Genomic DNA, 20916 nt, shown 5'->3' with positions numbered 1-20916 from the left:
CACGGCACGGTTCAGGAATCATTCTGTGGCACCACGGCCACCGGGCAGTCAGCGTGGTGCAGCACGGCGTGTCCGACCCGGCCGAGTTGCAGACCGAAGTGGCCGTGGCGCCTGCGGGCGCCGACGACCAGCAGGTCCGCAGCGGCCGAGCGGTCGATCAGGATCCTGCGGGCGGGCCCCTCCACCGTGGCCGGGCGCACCGGCACGTCGGGGTGGGCGCGGCCTGGGGCACGCAGCGCGTCGGACAGCAGGCGCCGGGCCGCATCCCGCCGCTCGTGCGGGGAGCCACCGGTCAGGAGCGGATGGTCGCTCGGCCGGGGCGCGGGGGCCCGCCAGGCGCGGACCGCGTCGAGCACGCAGTGCCGGGCGGCTGCCTCGGCGAACGCGAAACGAACCGCCGAACCCGCTGATTCGGGGTCGCCCACGCCCACCAGGACGCGCTGGTGCGTGCCCTCGATCCCGGCCTCGCTCCCGCGCACCACGACGACCGGGCACTGCGCGTGCGCGGCCACCGCGAGACCGACCGACCCGAGCAGCAACTCCTGTACGGGGCCACGGCCGCTGCGCCCCGTGACGACGGCGACGGCGTTCCGCGAAGCCTGCAACAGCATGCTCACGGGTTCCTCGGCCACTCCGTCGGTGCGGATCCGGACCTCCGGATGCCGGGCCGCCGCCCGCTCGGCGGCGGCCCGGAGGATCGGTTCGGACAGCGCGTGGGGATCGGTTCCCGGGCCGATCGGCACGGCGGGCTCCCCACCCTCGTACTTGTCCCAGAGCGACGCGTGCACCAGCCGCAGGTCGTACCCGCGCAGCGCGGCTTCCCTGGCGGCCCAGTCCACCGCCCGCAGGCTGCTCTCGGATCCGTCCACGCCCACGACCAAGGGAAGTACCACGACGGCCACCACCTTTCCCACGGACATCGAGCGGGCCGGACAACTCCTTCTGCAAGGACGGTGACACGACCGGGAAGCCACCAGGAGGGGCCGGTTCGGCCAGGAAGGAGGACGTTCGGCCCGTGGTCACGCTTCGAGCAGCACCTCGGAGACGGGCCGACGCGGCGCGAGCGCGGAAGGCGCCGCCTGTCCGATGCGGAGAATCATCTGCGGGAACTCCCCGAGGAGTACGGCAGACCGTACCTCGGAGCGCAGCTCGGGCAGTTCGAGCGGCTGGGTGTGGAAGGCGGCCACCGCGCCGCACGCCGTGGCGTGCAACAGGACCCGCTGCAGGGCCTGGCCGGCCCGCAGCCAGTCCGGACGGCCGTCGCGCCGCGTGGTGAGTACGGCGACCAGACCCGTACGACCGGGCCAGACCTCGGGCGCCGTCGGCAGGGTGGCGGTGAGGCCGACGAAGTCCCGGCCGGCGAGCGTGACGCAGTCCGGGTGGTACGAGCAGGTGGCCAGGGGGACTCCGTCCAGTCGGGAGCCGGTGAATTCCTGGCTCCACCGCACAAGTTCCGCGCGGCGTCCGGCATCCGTGCGCTGCACGGCCTCGGCCGCACGGACGAGGTCGGCGATGCGCTCCGTCTGCTGCCTCGACTCCATGACGTGCAGGTCGGCGCCCTCCCCGCGCGCGTGGTCGCGCAGCTCGTCGACGAGCCGTTGAGGGAGCGGGCGGATACGGAACGGGCCACGATGGGTCCGCCGCTCGCGCAGCGCGCGGTGCATCCGGTTCACCTCCGCGCCCGCCCCGACGCGGACGCCCCATCCGATCCGTGCCAGGTGCGCGGGCCTGCACGGACTGGGGAAGGGACGGACCACCGGCCGGAAGCCCAGGTGCCGCATGGCGAGGCGTACGTTGAAGAGGGCCGCGCCGCAACTGATGACGAGTTCCCTTCCGGCCGGGTCCGCGAGCCGCACGAGCCGCTCGGGGTCGGCGAACAGATCCACTCCGGACGCGTCGTATGTGAAGAGCCAGGGCTGGGAATTGTGGAGCGAGGGCGCGGTGACGGCCGCACGCACCACGTGATGTGCGGCGTGGCGCGCCGCGCCGTATCGACGCTCGTTCCTCTGCACCGATGACATGGCGACATCCCCTTGCTCGTGCACCGCCGGTGCCGCGTGGATGTCGGCGCGCTCAGCGGTGCGGCACGAAGGCGACGGGGCAGGCGACATGGTGGATCACCGCGTGGGTGACGGCGCCCGTCTGCGAGCCGGGTCCGGAGTGCCGCTGCCGACGCCCCACCACCAGGAGGCCCGCGCCTGCCGCCGCGTGCACGATCTCGTGGGGAGCACGGGCATGCACGGTGGACGCCGTGACCGGGACCGTCGGGTACTTGTCCTGCCACGGGAGCAGCGCGTCCTCCAGCATCGGCCTGGTCCGGTCGCCCGGGCCCGCCGTGTGCGGCAGATGCCGGACGTGTACAGCGCGCAGCGACGTGTTGCGCCTGGCAGCCTCCTCGAAGGCGAACGACAGCACCTCGTCGCACGGCCTGCCGAGCTCGACGGCCACCACCACGTTCCGATACGGGATGCGTTCGGAAGCCGCGCCGCTCGCGTCGCGCTCATGCTCGTGCGTTGCGGTGAAGCCGGCCCGCACGAGGACGACGGGGACCGGCGTGCGGCCCACGACCGACAGGGCGACCGTTCCGGAGAACAGCCCTCCCACGCCACTGAGGCCCTCGTTCCCGATGACGAGCAGTTCGGCGCCTTCGGCCTCGGACAGCAGGGCCTGACGCGGCGGCCTGCTCACCTGCTCCGCACTGATGTAGAGCCGCGGATACCGTTCGCTGACGCGGTCCATGGCGCCGCGCAGCACCCTGCGCGCCCAGTACTGCGGTACGGCGCCGCCAGGTGTGGCGTCCCGGCCTGGCACGCCTTCCCAGGCGTGCACCAGACGCAGGGGCAGCTCCCGGCGCAGAGCCGCGCGGGCTCCCCAGTCGACCGCGGCGAGACTCTGACGTGATCCGTCGACACCGACGAGGACCGGTTTCATCATGACCTTCGCCTCCTCGGGAAGCGGTCACCAGGAGCCTTCCGGCTCCCGACTCCATCGTCATGGCCCAACGCGGTGATGGGACAGGGCGCTTGGGGCCTCACCAGGGTGGCCGAAGGACCCCGTTCCGCCGACGTGACCATGACCGGCTCTCAGTCGGTGAGGCCGTCCGCGACGCCGTCTGCCCACGTGTCGACCTCAGCCCAGTCGCGGAAGTCCCCGTAGCGACAGCGGAGCAGCCGGAAGAGGATCCGGCCCCTCCGGTCCAGGTGCTCCGGCCGGATCACGCCGGAGAAGCGCCGATACCCGCGCGGGTGAACCGCCCGGACGACAGCGGTGATCGGCCCTGGTTCCGTCCGCGCGGCCAGCCTCCGCAGCGGACCGGGCAGGGCGGCCGCCATGCCGACGCTGAACATCCACACCTGCCGGGAGGCCAGAGCCTCGTGGTGGCACCGGGCGTACGCGGCCGCCTCGGGCAGCCAGGCCCCGCTGTGCACGGCGCTGCCCAGCACGACCTGCCGGTACGGCGTCAGCTCGGGGACCGCGTCGACCGGAGCCACGTCCACCCGGATCCCGCGTGCGGAGAGCCGGGCCGCGACGCGTTGCGCGACGGTGCGGGTGGAGCCGTGCACGGTGGCGTAGACGATCAGTACCGTCACGGGGACCACCAGGCAGCGAGGTCCCGTTGCCTCGCGTCGGCGGGACCCGCCAGCTCCACAAGGTCGTCGACCGCGACGTCGTGCACCCGCAGGGCGAGATCCTCGAGGGCGCGCCCCGCGGCGAGTTCGTCACCGACTTCCGGTACGGGCCGGTCGACCGGATTGCGGCGCGCGCGGCCGTGGCCGAGGACCTTCATGGAGGACCCCGGCACGGTGAGTTCGGCACGGGCCAGGGTCACGTCGCCGTCCTCGACGAGATGAATACGTACGGTCCATTCCTTGGTGGTCATGGCGAGCCCCTTCCGGGTCGGGTGATGCGCCCCCGGGCTCACGGGCGCTCGGGCGGTGCCCGTGCGGATCCCGACCCGCACACCACGCGTAGAGAGCGTCGGCGGTGGCGGTGAGGGCGAGTATCAGCAGGGTCGACGTGGCAAGCAGCGCTGCGAACATCCACCAGAACTCAGCCGGCAGGATCGTACGCATCTGGATCAACCCCCTCGGGCTGTGCCTCTGCCGTGGGTCAATGCATCGGCCGGATGTCGGAGATGAGCCGCGTGGCGAGGTCGGACCGGACCATCAGCCCGGTGTGGTGCGTGTGGTGGCCCCGGCCCTGCCAGGTCAGGGTGACCGTCGTCCAGCAGTGACCCATCCCGCTGTCGTGGTAGTCGACACGCCACTGCGCCGGAGTCGCGTTGGACCGCAGCACACCGTCCCTGCGATGCGTGGTCTCCCAACGGGAGAGGGACCGCTGCAGGTTGTGGGTGAGGTAGTGGGCCCTGAGCGCGTTGGCCAGGGGACCGCGCCCCGAGTCGTGTCGGACGTCGATGTACGTGCCGTAGAAGTCCGCGACCCGGTCGACGGCGGAGGTCGGGCTGCCGGTGCGCGCGGTGTCGCGGGCGGTGACCGTGGTCGATGTCGGGGCCCGCGTGGTGGAGGCGGCCTGGTTGTGGGCGACCGCCGAGCCCGCAGTGCCCAGGACGAGTACGGCGGCGAAAGCGGCCGCGTGACGCATCCGGGGAGGTATGTGTTGTGGCGTGGCCATGATGTTCCCTCCAACCACGAGGAAGAGCAGCGTGCCCTTCACTCTTCATTGCACGCCGTGCGCCCCGGGTGGCTTGGGACGTTCCGGCGGTCAGACCTTGTGCGGCCAGGACCGGTCGGCGCCGTGTGCGTTCAGGACGGACAAGCGGCGTCGGTACTCGTCCTCGTCGATCTCGCCGCGGGCGAAGCGCTCGGCGAGCACTTCCTCCGGCCGGAGCGACGGCGGACGGGGCCGCGTCGTGTCGCCTTCTGTCCGGGACAGGACACGGAAGAGCAGCACGCCGATCGCGATCAGCAACACCCAGAAGAGGACCATGCCGGCCGACATGGCGAACCAGTCCCATCCGCTGGGATCGTGGTCGTACCTGAACATCCTGTCCGCTCCCTTCCACGATGACGGCGACCGCATCAGGAGGGCCGGTGCCCGCCTCTTTCCCGCGGTCCCGTCTTCACCGTCGTCCCCGGAGAGCGGGGCGTCATGGGCCGGTGGGGCCAAGGCTGCCGGCCATTGGGCACTCGCTCCGCTCACCCGCATCCCCATGCCCGAGGGTCCCCGGTCCCGGCGACGAGCCCATGGGCGGGCTCGGGAACCGTGACGACGGGACAGGCCGCCCGGCGGACGCACTCGCGGCGAGCGCGTGAGACGGCATCGTGCAGGTGCAGGTCGGCGACGCCCCTGTCATCGGCGTCGGTCGGGCTGCCGACGACCAGGGCATAGGGCGCGCGCAGTGCTCCGCTCGGCTGCCACCCGTGGCCGTCGTCGGAGGGGCTGCCCGGCACTTTCGTAGGGGCCATGGGGCCCATACGCTCCGGTGCGGGGGTGCGGGAGCGTGGTGCGTGAACGGCCCGCTGGGGGATGGAGGGCGGCCATGCTGTTGCACAGGAGGGGAAGGCCCGGTCGCGTCCAGGGGCTCGGAGGCGACGGACGACGGCGGACGCGCACCCTGCCCCTGACGCGCGTGCGCCTCAGCGGTTCGGGCGACGGGGCGTCGGCCCCGGTCTTCGTCGATGCCACCGGCCGACGCGGACGTGTCGTCCGGCGTTTCGTGTACGCGGCTGCTGCCGTGAGCGCCGCGTACGTGCTCGTGCTGGTGCTCAGCTTCATGGGGGCGACGCCGTTCGCGCCGCGCACGGTGCTTCCGGTGCCCGGGGTGCCGTCCAAAGACCCCGGGACGGTTCAGCACCACTCGACCCCACCGGAACGTCCCGGCGGTCCCGCGGTGCCCTCCGCGTCACCGGCGCCGAAGACGCCCGCGCCCAGCCCCTCGGAGTCGGGCAGCGCACCGACCGCAAGCGTCGTCCCACCGCCGTCCCCTCCCACGACGGCTGCGCCGAGCGCGCCGACGTCGTCCCCGTCCACCGGCCCGGTGCCGTCGAGTCCATCGCAAAGCGGGCCCGCCACGGGCTCGACCGGTGGCAGCGGCACGTCCTCACCGGCCACCGGCACGGCCACCACCCCTGACCGTTCCTCCGCCGAGCCGTGAGAACGAGCAGGCGGTCCGATCTGCAGTTCGTCCGGCGTCGCCGGTGAGTGCCTGGACGGCGCCGCATGAGGTCCGGTGGGCCCCCGTTCGAGGCCCTTCGGCCCGCGCGGGCCCCAGCCGACCGGGCGGAGGGTCGAAGCAGGAGCCGCAGCCCGAGGGAGGGGTCGTCATGCCGTGTCAGACCATCCGCTGGGAGCGGGGGCGCCGCTGGTTCACCTGGTCCAACGCGCGCGGACAACCGCACGGGCTGCCCGGTGGGCGCGGTCTGAACACGGCGTACGAGGCTGCCGACCGGCATGGCGACGTGGGCCACGGCGAAGCGGTGGCGCTGCGCTCCCTCCGACGCGACGACACCCTCACCAGCGTCACCTGTGCCGAACTCGCCCGGCGCAGCGACCGGTTCGCCGCTGGGCTGCGCTCTCTGAGCATCGGGCCCGGCGGTCGCGTGTGCACGCTCCTGGGACGCGGGCCGGACCTGCTCACCGTCGTCATCGGCACGCTGAAGAACACCAGCGTCCGGTGCCGCCGCAAGGGCGCAGGCGTGTGGGAACAGTTCCCGGGGCTGTGGCACGTACTGATCGTGGGGGAGGGCGCGGAAAAGCTGCCCGACACGCAGTCGTTCGACGAGTTGATGTCCGCGGCGCCGCCGGAGTTCACGATCCCACCGACGGACGGGAGGACACGGCACTGCCGCACTTCACCAGGTGCACGATCGCCGCCCCCAAGGAGGCGCTGCACGTGCACGACGCCGTCCTCGCCCACCTCGTGAGCGCTCGCTCCGGTCGGCCGCGGGCGAGGGAGCCGACCGGAGCCACACTCACCGTGACCCTCGTCGGGTTCGGAGCGGTCACCGACCGCCCGTGCGCGAGGAACGGACTGCTCGGTGAGGTGGACTCGCTCGACTACCTGCAGTTCGTCGAGGTCCTCTCCGGGCCGGCGGGTGTCCGCCTCGACGAGGACGACCGCTTGATCGCGTCCCGGGCCGGGGTGTGACAGCAGAGGAACCGTGCGGCCGGTTCCTGCCGAGTACGACGACAGGAGAGGGCCATGAGCGCCCAGCAGTCCCGGGGCCGGACACGGCAGCGCCGTGCCGGCGGCCCGGGCCTGTGGACCGCGCTCCTGCTGTTCGCGCTGACGATGGCGGTCGGGGTCCTGCTCCTGCACGGTTACGTGCACGGCGAGTTCGGCGCGGACCATCGTGCGCACCGTACCGTCGCCTCCGACCGGGTTCCCCGCGAGGTGCTGCGGGGCGGCCCGATCGTCGAGTTCAGCGGCTCCCGGCCGCGTGGCCACCGCGTGCCCGACCACGTGGTGGCGCTGACCTTCGACGACGGGCCCGATCCGACGTGGACGCCGCGTGTGCAGCGGGTACTCGACCGCAACCATGTCGACGGGACGTTCTTCGTCATCGGTGGGGAGGTTGCTCGCCGACCCGGGGTCGTCCGGAACCTGGCCGGGGCCGGGCACGAGCTGGGGGTCCACACGTTCACCCACCCCGATCCGGCCCGCATCTCGCAGTTCCGGCTCGACCGTGAACTGGCTCAGACCCAGCTGGCCCTGGCAGGTGCCACGGGGGTGCACAGTACGCTCGTCCGCCCGCCGTACTCCTCCGCGGCGGCCGATCTGGACGACCTCTCGTGGCCCGTGGTACGACGGCTCGGCGACAAGGGATACCTCACCGTCTTCGAGGACGTGGACAGCGAGGACTGGCAGCGGCCGGGGGTCGACGCGATCGTCGAGCACGTCACGAGGCCGCTTGACGGCCGTGGCGCCGTCGTCCTGCTGCACGACTCCGGCGGAGACCGCTCCCAGACGGTCCGCGCGCTCGAGCGGATCGTGCCCGAACTCAAACAGCGCGGCTACCGGTTCGCCACCGTCAGCGAGGCGCTCGGCGCCGACGAGGCGCATCAACCCGTCCACGGAACCGAGTTGTGGAGCGGGCGGATCCTCGTGTTCGCGGTGGTCGCCGCCGACAAGGTCGTGCCCTTCCTGGCCGTCCTGCTCGCGGTGGCCGGCTCACTGATGCTCCTGCGCCTGACCGCGATGCTCTTCCTGGCCCACCACCATGCTCACCAACGTGCCGACCCCCGGTTCACCTGGGGGCCGGAGGTCACGGCACCGGTGAGTGTGATCATTCCGGCCTACAACGAGAGCGCATGCATCGCCCAGACCCTGTTGTCGGTGACCGGCAGCACCCACCCTGTCGAGGTGGTCGTGGTGGACGACGGCTCCACCGACGACACGGCTGCCGTCGTGACCTCCCTCGGTCTCCCCGGCGTCGTGCTGATCCGACAACCCAACCAGGGGAAAGCCGCCGCACTCAACGCAGGGATCTCCCGCGCCTCGCACGACCTGCTCGTCATGATGGACGGCGACACCGTCTTCGAGCCCGACACGGTGCACCGCCTCGTCCAGCCCTTCGCCCGCGCCGGGGTCGGCGCGGTCGCGGGCAACACCAAGGTCGGCAACCGCACTCACCTGCTGGGGACATGGCAGCACCTCGAGTACGTGACGGGTCTCAACCTCGACCGGCGCATGTACGACCTGCTCCGCTGTATCCCGACCGTGCCGGGCGCCGTCGGTGCCTTCCGGCGCTCCGCGCTGCGGTACGTCGGCGGCGTCAGCGGTGACACGCTCGCAGAGGACACCGACCTCACCATGGCACTGCACCGAGGAGGGTGGGACATCGTCTACGAGGGGCGCGCCTGCGGCTGGACTGAGGCGCCCGGAAGTCTGGGCCAGCTCTGGCGCCAGCGCTACCGGTGGAGCTACGGCACGCTCCAGTCGATGTGGAAACACCGGCACGCCGTCGTGGAGCGCGGCCACGGCGGCCACTTCGGACGCTACGGTCTCGTCCTCGTCGTGCTGTTCACAGCGGTCACCCCGCTGCTCGCACCGCTTGTCGACCTGTTCCTGCTGTACGGGCTGCTGTTCCAGGACCCGCGGCGCACGCTCCTCGTATGGGGCGGACTGCTCGCCCTGCAAACGCTGTGCGCGGGCTACGCACTGCACCTGGACGGGGAGAAGCTGCGGTCTCTGTGGGCCCTGCCGCTGCAGCAGATCGTCTATCGTCAACTGCTCTACCTTGTGCTGCTGCAGTCGTGCGCCACCGCGGTGACGGGGGCCCGGCTGCGCTGGCACAAGCTGCGCCGCACGGGGCGCATCACCGCGCCTGTGCCACCCGCGCCGACCAGTGTCTCCGTTCGCCCTGCGGAAACTCCGAGGACGCCGGTCCCGAAGGCACCCCGCAACCTCTATCTGGACTTCCTCCGTGCCCTCGCACTGGTACGGGTGGTCACCTACCACACTTTCAACTGGGCCTGGCTGACCTTCGCCTTCCCCGCCATGGGCGTGATGTTCGCGCTGGCCGGTTCCCTGATGGCCCGCTCTCTCGACCGGCGCGACCGCAGCGCTCCGGCCGTCGTGCGGGCACGGATGCGCAGGCTGCTGCCACCGCTGTGGGTGTTCGCCGGATGTGTGGTGACGGCGATGTTCGCCTCGGGGTGGCGGCCATCGAGGAGCGGGAGCGTCGATCTGCTGTGGTGGATCGTGCCGTTGAACGATCCCGCCGCGGCCCACAGCGACTGGTCCCAGCAGATCGCGGCCCCCATCTGGTACATCCGTGCCTACCTTCTCTTCGTCGTGCTCTCCCCGCTCATGCTGCGGCTCTTCCGCCGGCGCCCGTGGTGGTGCGTGGCCGGATTCCTCGCCCTTGCCGCCGTCGCCCAAAGCGGGCGGGTGCCGCTGCCCGATCGCCTGGAGGGGCCCGTCACCGACCTGGTCACGTTCGCGGCCTGCTGGCTGCTGGGCTTCGCGCACCGCGACCGGCTCCTGGAACGGCTTCCGATCGGGCGGGTGGGCGTACTGTGCGCACTTGCCATGGTGCTCGGCGGCTGGTTCGCCCTCGCCCATGGCGGCGATGTCGGGTACGACCTCGGGGAGATCCCCTTGGCGCAGGCTCTCTGGTCGTTCGGCTTCGTCCTTGTCCTGTTGCGTCTGTCTCCGAGCGGCGACCACTGGGTACGGCGCCTGCGGCCCGTGCACGCCACCGTCGTCCTGCTCAACGCGCGAGCCGTCACCGTGTATCTGTGGCACGAGGTGGCGCTGGTCCTCGGCGTGCTGTTGATCGACCGGATGTGGCAGGTGCCCGCACTCGAGAGGGCTCTCCCACTCGGCTCTCAGTGGTTCCTGTTCCTGCTCGTCTGGCCCCTCATCGGGGCGGCGATCGTCCTCGTCGGCTGGGTCGAGGACCTCGCGGCCAAACGGCCGGTACGACTGTGGCCGTTGCCCTCGCGGGCGGGTACGTGAGCCGGCGAGGCGCCGCGAGACACGGGCAGTCGTCGGTCATCAGGGCGACGTAGGCGGCTACGCGCAGTACCCACCGGTTGAGCCCGACCAAGGCGAACGCGGGCCTACGAAACCCGGGGTCGACGCCGGGGTGATCTGGGCCGGTGCGGCCTGGCCCGCCGTTGGCCCCTTTCCTGGGCGACACAAGGCCGAATCCACGGGCACCTGAGCGGCCCCGCGGCCTCATCGAAGGTGCGCACGGATGGGGCGCAGGAGCCTGCGGAGGCGGGGGATGACTGCGGACCGTGCCCGTCGGCGCACGCGGTTGATGCGCGGTCGTTCGAGCGAGTGGTGAGAGGCGGCGGGGCAGGGCACGACGACGACTGGGCATGGAGCGCGGCGAAGAACAGCCGGGAGGACCGGGGCGGACAGCATGTCGATGAGGTCGCTGTGTCCCCGGCCGCCCACGATGAGGCCGAGTGTGTCGGCGGCTTCCTGTGTCAGGATCCGCGAGGGGCAGCCGCGCCGGACTTCCTGGCGCACCTCTACGTCCGGGTAGCGGGCCCGCAGAGTCGTCACCCTCTGCGAAAGGATCATGCGGCAATCCTGCATCGCGGCGCGCTCGTCGAGTACGCCGAGGACCGGTGGACGCCATACGTACAGCACGTGCAGCGCCACGCCCCGCAGGCGGGCCGCCTCGAAGGCACAGTCGAGCGGGGCCGTTGAATGGCGCCGTCCGTCCCAGCCGACGTTCACACCGACGACCAAGCGGTCCCTGGGCGCACTCCCGCCGGGAGGGTGCACGACCACCACTGGGCAGTTGGCGTACGCGACGATCGGCAGAACGTCGGAGGCGGTGGCGAACGTACTGTCCGACGCGTCTTGCCCCAGTGGTCCGACCACCATGGCCGTCGCGGTGCGTGCATGGTGACGCAGAGCCGTGACGAGGCTGCCGACGGGGGGATGCACGACGGTCTCCAGCTGTGGATGACGAGCCGCGACCAGGGCCAGGGCCTCACGAACGGTGTGCTCCACCGTCGGGTGCCTGGCGCAGAGCAGATGCAGAGGCCGGTGGCGCCTGGCCGCCTCGTCGGCAGCCCAGGCGACGGCCACGCGGTGGGAGAGGCCGGGCGCTATGCCGACCATGATCGGGGCACGAGACGATGCCATCACGTCTCCTTCGCCGGGGCACGAGGTGGTGCCCTGTAGCTCAAGAGGGCGGGTGCTGCGACTGCGTCAGGGAGCCGGCGTGATCCGGCACGAACGTCTGCAATTCCCGCGGCGGGCGCTCGTAGCCGGTCGCCGCCGGGCGGGCGGGGAGTTCGAGTTGGGGTGGCGGGACGTCCCGGTAGGGAACCGTCGACAGCAGATGCGCGATCATGTTGATGCGTGCGCTGCGCTTGTCGTCGCTCTCCACCACGTACCAGGGCGCCTCGGGGATGTCGGTGTGCACCAGCATGTCGTCCTTGGCGCGCGAGTAGGCCTCCCAGCGAGTGATCGACTCGAGGTCCATCGGCGACAGTTTCCAGCGGCGGGTGGGGTCCTCGAGCCGGCGGCGGAAGCGCTGCTCCTGCACGGCGTCGCTCACCGAGAACCAGTACTTGCGCAGCAGAACGCCGTCCTCCACCAGCAGCCGTTCGAAGATGGGGCACTGCTGCAGGAAGCGCCGGTGTTCGGCCGGAGTGCAGAACCCCATCACGTGCTCCACACCGGCCCGGTTGTACCAGCTGCGGTCGAACAGCACGATCTCACCCGCGGCCGGGAGGTGCTCCACGTACCGCTGGAAGTACCACTGCGTGCGCTCGCGCTCGGTCGGTGCGGGCAGCGCGACGATCCGGGCCACGCGCGGATTGAGGTGCTCGGCGACCCGCTTGATCGTGCCGCCCTTGCCCGCGGCGTCCCGGCCCTCGAAGACGACGACGAGGCGTGCGTTCTCCGCGCGCACCCAGCTCTGGAGCTTCACCAGCTCCGTCTGGAGCCGGTAGAGCTCCTGCTCGTAGAGCTTCTTGTCCACGGGACCTCGTCTCCCTCGTCGCGTCGCGACCGCGTCGACCGGTCGCCTTGAAGTGACATGACGAACGTACTCAGCCGCGGGAGCGAGTGGGGGACCCGGCGGGCATGGGCCGGACGGCCCTCTCCGGGGCCCGGCGGCCCCTCCTGCGGGAGCGGCGACGGCGCGACGATGCGGACTGACGGATCAGGAGACCTCACGGAGGGTGCCGCACCATGCTGCGACCTGTGGTCGTCGGAGTAGACGAGTCCCCGGAGAGCCTGGCCGCCGCGGACTGGGCGGCCGATGAAGCGACGCTGCGCGAGCGGCCGTTGAGGCTCGTGCACGCCTGGAACTGGAGTCCGCACCCCTCGTCGGACGTGCCGGCCGGCGTGTTCGAGGCGAGTGCCGCGCAGCGCGAGCGGGCCCGCGCGACGCTGGGTGCGGCGGAGGCCCGCGTGCGTGCCGCCTTCCCGGCCCTGAGTGTGACGGCCGACGCCGTGGAGGGGCCCGCGTCGAGCGCACTGATCAGGGCCGGCGGACAGGCCGAGCTGCTGGTGCTCGGCTCGCGCGGCCTGGGCGCCGTCGGCGGCGTGGTGGCGGGTTCCGTCGCGCAGCACGTCGCGGGCGCCGCGAACGTTCCGGTGGTGCTCGTCCGGCGCCGCGAACCGGCCGAATCGGGCGGCCCTCCCCCGGAGGTGGTGCTGGGGCTCGACCTGGCCGACCCCTGCGACGAGGTCATCGAGTTCGGATTCACCGCCGCCGCGTCGCACGGCGCCCGGCTGCGGGTGGTGTCCGCGTGGCGCGGCCCCGCGTTCTACACGCTGGGACCCGGTGAGCTGGCGCTCGCGGAGGGGCCGCGGCGCTCGGACGAGTGGCACGGCTTCCAGCGGGCCGTCCTGGAGACGTGGACCGCCAAGCACCCCTCCGTCCAGGTGACCGCGACGGTCGTCGAAGGACGGGCCGCGCCACCCCTGTTGGCGGCGACGGACGGCGCCTCGCTCGTCGTGGTCGGCCGCCGCCTGCGCGCAGGGCCCGCGCTCGGCCGGCGCAACGGCCCCGTCACCCACGCCGTGATCCACCATGCCCGCTGCCCCGTGGCCGTCGTGCCGCACCCCTGAGAGGGACCCGTCATGAGCAAGCCCAAGAAGTACGTGTACGCCTTCACCGACGGCGGTCGTGACATGGCCGAACTGCTCGGCGGCAAGGGGGCGGGCCTCGCGGAGATGAGCGGCCTGGGGCTGCCCGTCCCTCCCGGTTTCACGGTCACCACGGAAGCCTGCCGCGCGTACCTGGCCACAGGGTCGGAACCCCCGGAGCTCGGCATCGAGGTGGCACAGCACCTGGCGGCCCTCGAACGCGCCACGGGGCGCACCCTGGGATCCGCCGACGAACCGCTCCTGGTGTCCGTGCGCTCCGGAGCCCGCTTCTCGATGCCGGGGATGATGGAGACCGTCCTGGACATCGGGCTCACGGACGACAGCGTGGCGGGACTGGCCCGCGCCACCGGCCAGGACCGCTTCGCATGGGACTCCTACCGCCGGCTGCTCCAGATGTTCGGGCACACCGTGCTGGGCCTCGACCCCGCCCTGTTCGAGAACCTCATCACCCGGCACAAGGAGGAGTGCGCCGTCAAGGACGACGGCGAGCTGGACGCGGAGCAACTCCGGTCCCTGGTGGGCGAGTACAAGGCGCTGATCCGCGAGGAGAGCGGCGCGGAGTTCCCGCAGGACCCCGCCGAGCAGCTGCAACAGGCGATACGCGCGGTGTTCGCGTCCTGGAACAGCGAGCGCGCCCGCCTGTACCGCTCGCGTGAACGCATCCCGGACGACCTCGGCACCGCCGTGAACGTCCAGGCCATGGTGTTCGGCAACCTCGGCCCCGACTCCGGCACCGGCGTCGCCTTCACCCGGGACCCCGCGACCGGGGCTCCCGGCCCGTACGGGGACTATCTGCCCGACGCCCAGGGCGAGGACGTCGTCTCCGGGGTACGCGACGCGCTGCCGATCGACGCGCTGCGGCGGGAGCTCCCCGCCGTGTACGCCGAACTGGCACGGCACTTGGGCACGCTGGAGCGGCACTACCGCGACATGTGCGACGTCGAGTTCACCGTCGAGCGCGGCACCCTGTGGATCCTGCAGACCCGGATCGGCAAGCGGACCGCGGAGGCGGCCTTCCGGATCGCGTACGACCTGCTGGACGAGCGGCGCGTCCGCGAGGACACCGCACTGCTGCGCGTCGACGGCACGGCCCTGAACCGGCTGATGTTCCCGCGCTTCGCCCAGCGGCCCGCCGGGGCGCCGCTCGCCCGGGGCGTGCCCGCTTCGCCCGGCGCCGCGGTCGGCGAGGTCGTCTTCGACTCGCGGAGCGCGGTCCGCCGGCACGAGGCCGGGGCGCGCGTGATCCTCGTACGCCGCGAGACCACACCGGACGACCTGCCCGGCATGGTCGTCGCGGAGGCCGTCCTCACCAGCCGCGGCGGGAAGACCAGCCATGCGGCGGTCGTGGCCCGCGGCATGGGGACGGTCTGCGTGTGCGGCGCGGACACCCTCACCGTCGACCCCGCCGCGCGCCGTCTGACCACGGACTCCGGAATCGTGGTGTGCGAGGGCGACACCGTCTCCGTCGACGGCACGGCGGGGACCGTGCACCTCGGTGCGCTGCCGCTGGTCGACTCCGAGGTCAGGCGGACCGTCGAGACCGGTGAGCGCGAAGGGGCCCTGGGGGACGCCGTGCTGCGGGCGCTCGGCCACGCCGACAAGGCGGCCCGCCTGGAGGTCAGGGCGAACGCCGACACTCCCGCGGACGCCGCGCTCGCCCGTCGGCTGGGCGCACGCGGGATCGGCTTGTGCCGCACCGAGCACATGTTCCTCGGCGAGCGCCGCGTCCTGGTCGAGGACATGATCCTCGCGGGCGACGACGACGCGCGCTCCGCGGCGCTGCGGGCCCTGCTGCCGCTCCAGCGCGACGACTTCACCGGCATCCTGCGGGCCATGGACGGCCTGCCCGTCACCATCCGGCTCCTCGATCCGCCGCTGCACGAGTTCCTGCCCGACCTGACGGAGCTGTCCGTGCGCGCCGCGACGGACGACGGAGCGGACCCTCGTACCCGCGAACTCCTCACCGCGGTACGGGCCCTGCACGAGCAGAACCCGATGCTCGGCCTGCGCGGCGTGCGTCTGGGCCTCGCCGTGCCCGGCCTGTTCGCCACCCAGGTCCGCGCGATCGCCGAGGCCGTCGTCCGGCGGCTGCGGGACGGCGGCGACCCGCGCGCCGAGATCATGATCCCGCTCGTCGCCGACGCCACCGAACTCCGTCTGGCACGCGCCGAGGCGGAGCAGGTGATCGCCGACGTCGCGCGCGAGTCGGGCGTCAGCGTCGACTGCCCGATCGGCACGATGATCGAACTGCCCCGCGCCGCGCTGACGGCCGACCGCATCGCACCGTACGCCGACTACTTCTCCTTCGGCACCAACGACCTGACGCAGACGGTCTGGGGCATGTCCCGGGACGACGCCGAGGCCTCCTTCTTCCCGCTGTACCTGGACCGCGGCGTGTTCGCGACGTCACCCTTCGAGAGCCTCGACGAAGAGGGCGTGGGCGTGCTCGTGGAGCGCGCCGTGACCATGGGACGCGCCGCCAACCCACGCCTGCAGACCGGGGTGTGCGGCGAACACGGCGGAGACCCGGCCTCCATCCGCTTCTTCCACCGCGCCGGACTCGACTACGTCTCCTGCTCGCCGTTCCGCGTCCCGGCCGCGCGCCTCGAAGCGGGCCGGGCCGCGCTCGGCGCGGACGGGACGAACGACACCCGCTGAGGCGGTGCGGCCCGCGCACCGCAGGACATGTGAGAAAGGGGTGGGCATCATGCTGAAGCCGATCGTCGTGGGAGTCGACGGCTCGCGGGAGAGCACCGCGGCGGCGCACTGGGCGGCCGCGGAGGCGCTCCGCCGGGCCGCACCCCTGCGGTTGGTCCACGCCTGGGAGGGGCAGCCGCAGGCGGACGTCACCCTTCCAGAGCTGCGGGCCCCGCAGTACTGGGCCCGCCGGGCGCTGCGCTCGGTGAGCGACCAACTCCTCCAGAAGCACCCGAAGGTGTACCTGTCCACCGAGCAGGTCAGGACGGCGCCCGTGCCCGCCCTGGTCGCGGAGTCGGCGTCGGCCGAACTGCTGGTGCTGGGCAGCCAGGGGCTGGGGAGCGTGAGCGGGGTGCTCGCGGGTTCGGTGGCCCTCGCGGTCGCGTCCCGCGCGGTGTGCCCTGTGGTGCTTGTGCGCGCCACGTACACGCGGGACAGCGAGCGCCTGCCGTGCGGCGACCGCTCCGAGGGGCCCGGCGCCCCTCGTGACGTGGCACTCGCGATCGACCTTCGCGGGACGAGCGACACGGTGACCGAATTCGCCTTCCGCGCGGCGGAGTCGCGCGGCGCGCCGTTGCGGGTGGTCCACACCTGGCACGTGCCGGTGCGCCGGGGCCTCGTGGGGCCGGGGGAGCGCGCGACGTTCCGTGAGCACGCGGAGGCCGAGCTGGCCCTCGCCATGAAGCCGTGGCGGGAGAAGTTCCCCTCGGTGCCGGTGCGGGAGGTCGTGGCGGAGGGGTGGCCCACCCACCACGTGGCCAGGGCGGCGGCGGGCGCGGGTCTGCTGGTCGTCGGGCGGCGGGCCCGCTCGGCCGCGTTGGGCCCTCGCACGGGGGCGGTGACCCACGCGGTGATCCACCATGTGGGATGCCCGGTGGCGGTGGTCCCGCACGGATGACCACCGGTTCGCCGGGCCCCACCGGTGTCGGTGCCGGTGTCAGTCGTGCGGCACGACGGCGACCGGACAGGCCGCGTGGTGCAGCACGGCGTGCCCGACCGGGCCGAGCTGCAGGCCGACCGAACTGCGCCGGCGACGGGCGCCGACCACCAGCAGGTCCGAGAGTGCGGAGGCCTCCACCAGAACGTCGCGGGCCCGGCCCTCATGGGGCTCGGCGCGCTCGCGCACCGCGGTGTGGGCCTCCCGCGGGTCGTGCAGCGCGGTCGTCAACTCGTTCTCGGCGCGCACCACATGGGCCTCGCTGTCGTCCGTCGGGTAGTCAGGGAGCTCGTGGGCGGGGCAGCGCCAGGCACGCAGCGCGAGCACCTCCGCCCTGCGCAGCTCCGCCTCGCGGAAGGCGAACTCGGTCGCCGCTGACGACCGTTCGGGGTCGCCGACACCGAGAGCTATCCGCCCGTGGCCTCCGTGCACATTCTTGTCGTGCCCGCGCACCACGACGACGGGGCACTCGGCGTGCGCGGCCACCGGCAGGCTCACCGAACCGAGCAGGAGGCCGGTGAACGTGCCACGGCCGCGGCTGCCCACCACGATCAACCCCGCCTCGCGCGAGGCCTCGCCGAGCGCGGCCGACGGGTCCTTGTCCACGACGTCGCCGGACATGCGCACCCGCGGCACGCGCTTGCGGGCCCGCTCGAGGGCCTGCGCCACGAGGTGCTCGGCGTGCTGCCGCAGCGTGCCCCGGGTCGGCCCGGACGACGGCTGGAGCACTTCGTAGCGCTCCCAGCGGGAGGCGTGCACGACCCGCAGATCTCCGCCGCGCAGGGCGGCCTCGTCGGCCGCCCAGTCCAGCGCCTGCAGGCTCGGGTCCGAGCCGTCGACTCCCACGATCACTGTCTGCTCCACTGTTCCCGCCTCCTCGGCGCCGGGCCCGCGGGCGGAGCCCGTCGCTGTCACGCTGCCACCGCGGCGGCCCCGTGGGCAGGGCCCGATCGGCAGTGCCGGAGGGGACGTCCGGCCCATGTCGGTGCGGCCCCGCGATGTGCAGCCTGGGCGAAGAGCCCCTCGTACGACCAGGGTTGGGAGGTGGTGGCCGTGAGTGCCGCCGCGTTGAACGCTTCTGTCCTGGAAGGGTGGCTGGCGGCCGCGGTCGCGGCGCCCTCCATCTTCAACACGCAACCATGGAGGTTCCGCCTCAACGTCGACACCACCTCCGTGGAGGTCCGCGCCGCTCCGGAACGCTGCCTGCCCCAGGCGGACCCCGTGGGCAGGGCCCTGCACCTGTCGGTCGGCGCCGCCGTGTTCAACCTCCGCGTCGCGGTCGCGCACGACGGATGGATGCCGGTGACCCGGCTGCTGCCCGACCCCGACGACCCGGAGCTGCTGGCCAGTGTGCGCACGGCTCAGGCGCCACCGCGGAGCGCGCCCGGACACCGCGCCGACCTGTACGAAGCGATCTGGCGCCGGCACAGCTCCCGGTTCCCCTTCGCGGACCGGCCCCTGGACGCCGGAGTGTGCGCCGAACTGGCCGAGGCCGCCCACATGAGCGGGGGAGCGCTGTGGTTCCCGACCTCCGCGGAGAAGGCCCTCCTCCTGAAGGTCACGAAGGAGGCCGAGGAGCGCAACCGCCACGACCCCGACCGCGCGGCCGAGAGCCGACGCTGGGTGCACCGCGACGCGTACGACGACGCCGCCTGCGGCATGCCGCGCGACACCCTCGGGGTGCAGGACGCCCACGAGCAGCTGCCCATGCGGGACTTCACGGCGCGGCGCCACGTCTCGGGGCTGCCGGCCCAGGAGTTCGAGCGACACCCGGTGATCGCCGTGCTGAGCACCGCGCACGACCGCCGCGCCGACTGGCTGCGGGCCGGGCAGGCGCTCCAGCACGTGCTGCTGGTGGCCACCGCCCACGGGCTGCGCACGTCCCTGCTCCACCAGGCGATGGAATGGCCCGACCTGCGCCGGGCCCTGCGCCCCGCACCCGAGCACACCGGCCACGTCCACATGCTCGTACGCCTGGGCCACGGCCCCGAGGGCGCGGCCGGCCCGCGCCTGGCGGCGGGCGCACTGTGCTCACGCCCTGCCGGGGCGCGCAGGACGTGACAGGCGTGGGCCGAAGGTCCCGGCCCACGCCCCGCTCGGCCCATACCCGGCCGGGCGGCGGGCCAGCACGCTGGCGGCAAGGACGGAGCGAGACGACCAGGAGGGCGGGAACGTGAGCACACGTGTCGGGATCAACGGCTTCGGCCGCATCGGCCGCAACTACCTGCGCTGCGCGCTGGAGCGCGCCGAGAGCGGGAACGGCACCGCCGTCGAGGTGGTCGCCGTCAACGACATCACCTCGCCGGCGGCACTGGCGCACCTGCTGGAGTACGACTCCACCTACGGCAGGCTGCGCCGCACCGTCGAGCACGACGAGGCGTCGCTGACGGTGGACGGGAGGCGGATCGCCGTGACCGCCGAGCGCGATCCGGCCGCCGTGCCCTGGCAGACGCACGGGGTGGACATCGTCATCGAGTCCACCGGTCGCTTCCGCAGCCGTGAGGAAGCCGGGGCACACCTCAAGTCGGGAGCGCGCAAGGTGCTGCTGTCGGTTCCCGGGAAGGGGGTCGACGCCACCCTGGTCATGGGCGTCAACGAGGGGACCTACGACCCGGACAGGGACCACGTCGTCTCCAACGCCTCCTGCACCACCAACTGTGTCGCACCGATGGTGAAGGTGCTCGACGAGCGGTTCGGCATCACCGCGGGCCTCATGACGACCATTCACGGCTACACCAACGACCAGGTCGTGCTCGACGGCCCCCACAAGGACCCGCGCCGCGGTCGCACCGCCGCCGTCAACATCATCCCCACCAGCACCGGGGCGGCCCGCGCGGTGGGCGTGGTGCTGCCCGAACTGGCCGGGACGCTGGACGGGCTCGCCGTGCGCGTACCGGTGGAGGACGGATCGCTGACGGACCTGACCGTCCGCCTCGACCGTCCCGTGAGCGCGGAGGAGGTCAACGGGGCCTACCGCGAGGCGGCCGACGGCTCCCTGAAGGGGATCCTGCGGGTGTCCGACGCCCCGATCGTCTCCCGCGACGTGGTCGGCGACCCGGCCTCGTGCGTTCTGGACGCCCCGCTCACGCAGGTCAACGGCGACCTGGTCAAGGTCTTCGGCTGGTACGACAACGAGTGGGGCTACACCAACCGCCTCCTCGACCTCACGGAACACGTCGCCGCCCGCCTGACCTAGCCCCGGGGAAAACCGGCGAAGGGAGCGGCCATGGCCGCAGCCACACGTATCGCGGTGATCGGCGTCGGCAACGAGTTCCGGCGCGACGACGGCGTCGGCTGGGCCGTCGTGGAACGGCTGCGCGCACACGCCGTGGGACGCCCGCTGCCGCCCGGCACGGTGCTGGCCACCTGCGACGGCGACCCGGGCCGGTTGATCGGCCTGTGGGAGGGGGCGGGCCTGGTGGTCGTCGTGGACGCCGCGCACGCCCATCCGGGACAGCCGGGCCGGGTGCACCGGATCGAGCTCGACGCCGAGCGGTTGAACCGGCCGCCCACCACCAGCTCGCACGGTCTGGGCCTGGGGGAGGCCGTCGAACTCGCCCGCGTGCTCGGCCGGTTGCCGCAGCGGCTCGTCGTGTACGCGGTCGAGGGCGGCGACAGCTCGCTGGGCACCGCCATGTCCGGCGCCGTGGCCGCGGTGGTCGGCCCGCTGACCGACTCGGTCGAGGACGAGATCGTCCGGTACCGCGACGCGGCGGCCCGGGGGTGAGCG

General features: G+C 72.7%; 20 protein-coding genes. 9 read left to right on the top strand and 11 right to left on the bottom strand.

Features of this window, described 5'->3' with window-relative positions:
• Positions 1-11: 11 nt before the first annotated feature.
• The 8 genes from ACTWJ8_RS03550 to ACTWJ8_RS03515 all read right to left on the bottom strand — a co-directional run bounded on the left by ACTWJ8_RS03550 (position 12) and on the right by ACTWJ8_RS03515 (position 6087).
• A complete protein-coding gene (locus tag ACTWJ8_RS03550; RefSeq protein ID WP_443262833.1) occupies positions 12-893 on the bottom strand; it encodes a universal stress protein in 882 nt (293 codons plus the stop codon).
• A 126-nt stretch (positions 894-1019) separates the two neighbouring features.
• Positions 1020-2021 carry an Acg family FMN-binding oxidoreductase gene (locus tag ACTWJ8_RS03545; RefSeq protein WP_443262832.1) on the bottom strand — a complete coding sequence of 334 codons (1002 nt, stop codon included), beginning with the start codon at positions 2019-2021 and terminating at the stop codon, positions 1020-1022.
• Positions 2022-2073: 52 nt separating this feature from the next.
• The gene (locus tag ACTWJ8_RS03540; RefSeq protein ID WP_443262831.1) at positions 2074-2934 is read right to left on the bottom strand and encodes a universal stress protein; all 861 of its coding nucleotides are present in this window, start codon (positions 2932-2934) and stop codon (positions 2074-2076) included.
• A 149-nt stretch (positions 2935-3083) separates the two neighbouring features.
• The gene (locus ACTWJ8_RS03535) at positions 3084-3590 is read right to left on the bottom strand and encodes a flavodoxin domain-containing protein (protein ID WP_443262830.1); all 507 of its coding nucleotides are present in this window, start codon (positions 3588-3590) and stop codon (positions 3084-3086) included.
• Entirely contained in the window at positions 3587-3880 is a 294-nt protein-coding gene (locus tag ACTWJ8_RS03530; protein ID WP_443262829.1) for a dsRBD fold-containing protein, read from the bottom strand. Before ACTWJ8_RS03530 ends, ACTWJ8_RS03535 begins: the two co-directional genes overlap by 4 nt.
• Before the next feature lie 230 nt (positions 3881-4110).
• Positions 4111-4632 carry a hypothetical protein gene (locus ACTWJ8_RS03525; protein ID WP_443262828.1) on the bottom strand — a complete coding sequence of 174 codons (522 nt, stop codon included), beginning with the start codon at positions 4630-4632 and terminating at the stop codon, positions 4111-4113.
• A gap of 90 nt (positions 4633-4722) precedes the next feature.
• Complete coding sequence (locus ACTWJ8_RS03520; RefSeq protein ID WP_356380016.1) at positions 4723-5004, bottom strand: SHOCT domain-containing protein; 282 nt, start codon at positions 5002-5004, stop codon at positions 4723-4725.
• 804 nt (positions 5005-5808) lie between these two features.
• Positions 5809-6087, bottom strand: a complete 279-nt coding sequence (locus ACTWJ8_RS03515) for a hypothetical protein (protein WP_443262827.1) — start codon at positions 6085-6087, stop codon at positions 5809-5811.
• Positions 6088-6284: 197 nt separating this feature from the next.
• Here ACTWJ8_RS03515 and ACTWJ8_RS03510 point away from each other — a divergent pair, with 197 nt between their 5' ends.
• Genes ACTWJ8_RS03510 through ACTWJ8_RS03500 form a run of 3 tightly spaced genes read left to right on the top strand, consistent with a single transcriptional unit; the run spans position 6285 to position 10423 of the window.
• Positions 6285-6884 (top strand): AMP-binding protein, encoded by a 600-nt coding sequence (locus ACTWJ8_RS03510; protein WP_443262826.1) that lies wholly within the window; start codon positions 6285-6287, stop codon positions 6882-6884.
• Complete coding sequence (locus ACTWJ8_RS03505; protein ID WP_443262825.1) at positions 6854-7108, top strand: hypothetical protein; 255 nt, start codon at positions 6854-6856, stop codon at positions 7106-7108. The genes ACTWJ8_RS03510 and ACTWJ8_RS03505 overlap by 31 nt, the downstream gene beginning before the upstream one ends.
• A 54-nt stretch (positions 7109-7162) precedes the next feature.
• A complete protein-coding gene (locus tag ACTWJ8_RS03500; RefSeq protein ID WP_443262824.1) occupies positions 7163-10423 on the top strand; it encodes a glycosyltransferase in 3261 nt (1086 codons plus the stop codon).
• A 222-nt stretch (positions 10424-10645) separates the two neighbouring features.
• On the opposite strand, the gene ACTWJ8_RS03495 is transcribed toward ACTWJ8_RS03500, so the two are convergent.
• Both ACTWJ8_RS03495 and ppk2 read right to left on the bottom strand, forming a co-directional pair.
• The gene (locus ACTWJ8_RS03495) at positions 10646-11572 is read right to left on the bottom strand and encodes a universal stress protein (RefSeq protein ID WP_443262823.1); all 927 of its coding nucleotides are present in this window, start codon (positions 11570-11572) and stop codon (positions 10646-10648) included.
• Between the two features lie 40 nt (positions 11573-11612).
• Positions 11613-12416, bottom strand: a complete 804-nt coding sequence (gene ppk2, locus ACTWJ8_RS03490; protein WP_443262822.1) for a polyphosphate kinase 2 — start codon at positions 12414-12416, stop codon at positions 11613-11615.
• 212 nt (positions 12417-12628) lie between these two features.
• Here ppk2 and ACTWJ8_RS03485 point away from each other — a divergent pair, with 212 nt between their 5' ends.
• Genes ACTWJ8_RS03485 through ACTWJ8_RS03475 form a run of 3 tightly spaced genes read left to right on the top strand, consistent with a single transcriptional unit; the run spans position 12629 to position 17147 of the window.
• Positions 12629-13513 (top strand): universal stress protein, encoded by an 885-nt coding sequence (locus tag ACTWJ8_RS03485; protein WP_443262821.1) that lies wholly within the window; start codon positions 12629-12631, stop codon positions 13511-13513.
• A gap of 12 nt (positions 13514-13525) precedes the next feature.
• On the top strand, positions 13526-16210 hold the full coding sequence (gene ppdK, locus ACTWJ8_RS03480) for a pyruvate, phosphate dikinase (RefSeq protein WP_443262820.1): 2685 nt from the start codon (positions 13526-13528) through the stop codon (positions 16208-16210).
• Positions 16211-16259: 49 nt separating this feature from the next.
• Positions 16260-17147: a universal stress protein gene (locus tag ACTWJ8_RS03475; RefSeq protein ID WP_356379996.1), complete on the top strand. Its 888-nt coding sequence runs from the start codon at positions 16260-16262 to the stop codon at positions 17145-17147.
• Positions 17148-17186: 39 nt separating this feature from the next.
• Here the strand turns inward: ACTWJ8_RS03475 and ACTWJ8_RS03470 are convergent, their stop codons facing one another.
• Positions 17187-18050, bottom strand: coding sequence for a universal stress protein (locus tag ACTWJ8_RS03470; protein ID WP_356379993.1), 864 nt, complete (start codon positions 18048-18050; stop codon positions 17187-17189).
• 189 nt (positions 18051-18239) lie between these two features.
• On the opposite strand from ACTWJ8_RS03470, the gene ACTWJ8_RS03465 reads away from it, so the two are divergent.
• The 3 genes from ACTWJ8_RS03465 to ACTWJ8_RS03455 all read left to right on the top strand — a co-directional run bounded on the left by ACTWJ8_RS03465 (position 18240) and on the right by ACTWJ8_RS03455 (position 20913).
• Entirely contained in the window at positions 18240-19247 is a 1008-nt protein-coding gene (locus ACTWJ8_RS03465) for an Acg family FMN-binding oxidoreductase (protein WP_443262819.1), read from the top strand.
• Between the two features lie 112 nt (positions 19248-19359).
• Positions 19360-20382, top strand: a complete 1023-nt coding sequence (gene gap, locus ACTWJ8_RS03460; RefSeq protein WP_356379987.1) for a type I glyceraldehyde-3-phosphate dehydrogenase — start codon at positions 19360-19362, stop codon at positions 20380-20382.
• Between the two features lie 30 nt (positions 20383-20412).
• Positions 20413-20913, top strand: a complete 501-nt coding sequence (locus ACTWJ8_RS03455) for a hydrogenase maturation protease (RefSeq protein WP_443262818.1) — start codon at positions 20413-20415, stop codon at positions 20911-20913.
• Positions 20914-20916 lie beyond the last annotated feature (3 nt).

The sequence above is a fragment of the Streptomyces sp. SDT5-1 genome (assembly GCF_052245995.1).
GTDB lineage: Bacteria > Actinomycetota > Actinomycetes > Streptomycetales > Streptomycetaceae > Streptomyces.
Note: the sequence above shows the minus strand (reverse complement) of the source record. Positions and strands in the feature narration are given on the sequence as shown.